This is a genomic window from Pseudomonas sp. RIT-PI-AD (assembly GCF_025642785.1).
Lineage (GTDB): Bacteria > Pseudomonadota > Gammaproteobacteria > Pseudomonadales > Pseudomonadaceae > Pseudomonas_T.
Genome location: NZ_JANZKU010000056.1, coordinates 1 through 2,938 on the forward strand (window position 1 = coordinate 1; position 2,938 = coordinate 2,938).

Annotated in this window: 1 protein-coding gene; it reads right to left on the reverse strand. The window is 74.5% G+C overall.

Annotated elements, in window-relative coordinates; all coding sequences use genetic code 11:
• Positions 1-2,938: DUF6531 domain-containing protein (locus tag OGL92_RS21955; protein ID WP_263147985.1), on the reverse strand; the 2,938-nt coding region annotated here is incomplete at both ends.

A 2,938-nucleotide genomic window follows, 5' to 3' on the forward strand; every position in this document is an offset into this window, starting at 1 on the left:
ACAGCGTCGGGGGTGCGGGTCTGTTCCAGGCGCAGCAGCGGCACGAAGCCGCCGGGCTCGTGCACGGTGGTGCGCAGCCAGTCCTCGCCGGCTTCGGCGCACTGGCGGTCGCCGTCCCAGCCGTACCAGGTGTGGGTGAGGGCGCCGCGCTGCAGCACGCTCTTGCGCAGCCGCCGCGACAGGCCGTCGTACTGGTACAGCGCCTCGGTCTCGTCGCCGGCCGGATCGGTGCGGCGCAGGCGGGTCAGCCGGTGGGCGCCGTCGTAGGCCAGTTCCAGGCGGGTGCCGTCGGGGTCGCGGCGTTCGATGAGGTTGCCGGCGGCGTCGTAGCGGTACTGCGCACCGTCCCGTTCGCCCACGCGGTTGCCGGGCCATCGGTCCTGCGGGCCCTGGGTCAGGGCCTGGCCTGCGCCAAGCAGGTCGAAGGCGGGGTTGTCGAGGTTGGCCTGGACCAGCTGCGCCCAGTCGGCTTCGGGCCTGGGCGGGCGCGGCTGCAGGCCGAGGCGGTTGCCGGCGGCGTCGAAGCGGTAGCGCGTCTCGCGGTCGCCGTGGCGGCTGGCGACGAGCCGGCCGCTGGCGTCGTAGCCGTAGGCGATGGGGCCCTGGGGGTCGTCGATCCGGGTGAGCTGGCCCTGGATGTCGTAGCCGTAGCGCCGCGCCCAGTCCTCGCCCAGCGCCGGTACCAGGCGGCTGTCGCTGAGCCGGCCGAGGCTGTCGTATTGCCGCGATTGGCCGAAGAGGGTCTCGGCCTCGCCCTGGCGCCGCGCGTCGCGGTGGATTTCGCGGTGCAGGGCGTCGCGCTCGAAGGCCAGTTCCAGGTGTTCCACCCGCACCCCGTGCAGGTGTCCGGGGCCGTAGGTCATCCAGTTCACCGCCGGCGCGTCGCCGTAGCGGGTGCTCTGGCGCACCCCGCGGCCATCGTGGCGGTGGGCCAGGCTGTAGGTCCAGCCGTCCAGGTGCGCCTGGGTCTCCAGGCTCAGCCGACCCGCCTCGTCGTAGGCGAACAGCACTTCGCTGCCCGAGCCCAGCACCCCGGCCAGGCGCCCGTCGCGGGTCCAGCGGTATTGCTCGACGATCGCGGCCACCTCGGCGGTGGCCGGCAGGTGCCGCGCGAGCAGGCGCCCGTCGGGGTCATAGGCGTAGCCGGTGACGCGCCCGTCGGCCTCTTCGCGCTCGATCAGCTCGTCGGCGGCGTTGTAGCGGTAGCGCTGGGTGCGCCCGTCGAAGCCGGTCTCTTCCACCAGGCGGTCGCACAGGTCGTAGCCGAAGCGGGTGCGGGCGCCGTTCTCGTTGACCAGGGCCTCCAGGCGCCCGGCCAGGTCGTAGTGGTAGCGCTGCTCGCGCCCGGCCGCGTCGAGCACCCGGGTCGGCCGGCCGAAGCGGTCCCAGCCCAGGCGCAGGGTGCGGCCCTCCGGGCCTGTCACCGCGATCCGCCGGCCCAGGGCGTCGTAGGCGTGGCGAATCGCCGTGCCGTCGGCCAGGCGGATCTCGACCAGCCGCCCCAGGCGGTCGTAGGCGTAGCGGGTGACCTGGCCCAGGGCGTCGCGGCGGGCGATGCGCTGGCCCTCGGCGTCGTATTCATGGGTGGTGCTCTGCCCGGAGCAGTCGGTGTAGCGCTCCAGCAGGCCCAGGCGGTTCCACGCCAGGGTCCTGGCCCCGCCCTGGCCCTCGACGATCTGCGTCGGCCGGTCCGGCAGGGCCGGGTCCTCGTAGCGGTAGCGGGTCTGCTCGCCCAGGGGATCGGTCACGCTCAGCAGGTTGCCGCGCGCATCGCGCTCGAAGCGCCACTCGCGCCCCTCGGGATCGACCAGGCCCAGGGTGTCGCCGGTCTCCGGGTCCAGCCGGTAGCGCTGGGTGGCGCGATTCGGGCTCAGGGTCTCGTAGAGCCGGCCCTTGCCGTCCAGGTAACGCCGGCTGACCCGGCCCAGGGCATCCTTCACCGCCACCAGGCGGCCGAACAGGTCGTGCTCGTATTCCACGCGGCTGCCGTCGGCGCGCACCTGGGCGCTCCAGCGCCGGGCGCCGGCCTCGCCGGTGAATTCGTAGCGCTCGACCCGCCCCAGGCTGTCGGTCACCTCGGTGTGCTCGGCGTGGTAAGCGAAGGTGCGGCTCAGGCCGTCGGTCTCGATCTGGCGCAGCACCTTGCCCGTCGGCTCCAGGCGATCCCACTCGTAGCGCACCTCGAGCCCGCCGGGCTGGCCATGGCCCACCAGCAGGTGGTTGCGCCAGGCGAAGGTGCGCACCACCTCGCCCAGGCGGTTGCGCACCGCCACCAGGTTGCCCGCGGCGTCGAAGTCGTAGCGCACCCGCCAGTCGTTGCCCGGCCGCGTCGGGTCGAAGTCCGCCGGGATCGGCCCGGCCGGGTTGGCCAGGATCACCCCCAGCAGGCGCAGGCCGTTGTCCGCGGGCGTGGCGGCGAACAGCCGGCGGTAGACCAGCGCGTAGCTGCGCCCGGCGCTGTCGCGCACGCTCGACAGCACGCCCTGCTCACCCCAGGCGAACTCGGTGCGGTAGCCGTTGCGGTCGAAGGCGGCGTGCAGGCGCCAGGTGCCCGCGGCGCCGCGCCAGAAGTGCAGCAGGCTCTGCCCGGAGAGCACCAGCACCGAGCCTTCGTGGGCGCGCAGCGCCTCGGGCACCGCCGCCCAGCGCGCCGACCAGGGCTCGACGGGCACGCCCTCCGGCGCGCCGCCGCGGCGAATCCACAGCTGCTCGCTGCCCGAGTAGAACGCCGCCCCCGGCGCCAGGGCCGGGAAGCCGATGCGCCGGCCCTGGGAGTCGATCAGGGTGGTGGCGGTGGGCGTGAGTTCCAGGCCCAGCCCCTCGCCGGGCAGCGACCAGCCCTGGCCGAGGCTGCCGATGCGCGCATCGCAGGACAGGTAGCTGCGGCTGAAGGCGAAGGGCGCCGGGGCCGGCAGGGCGAAGTCGGTCTCGGCCGGCA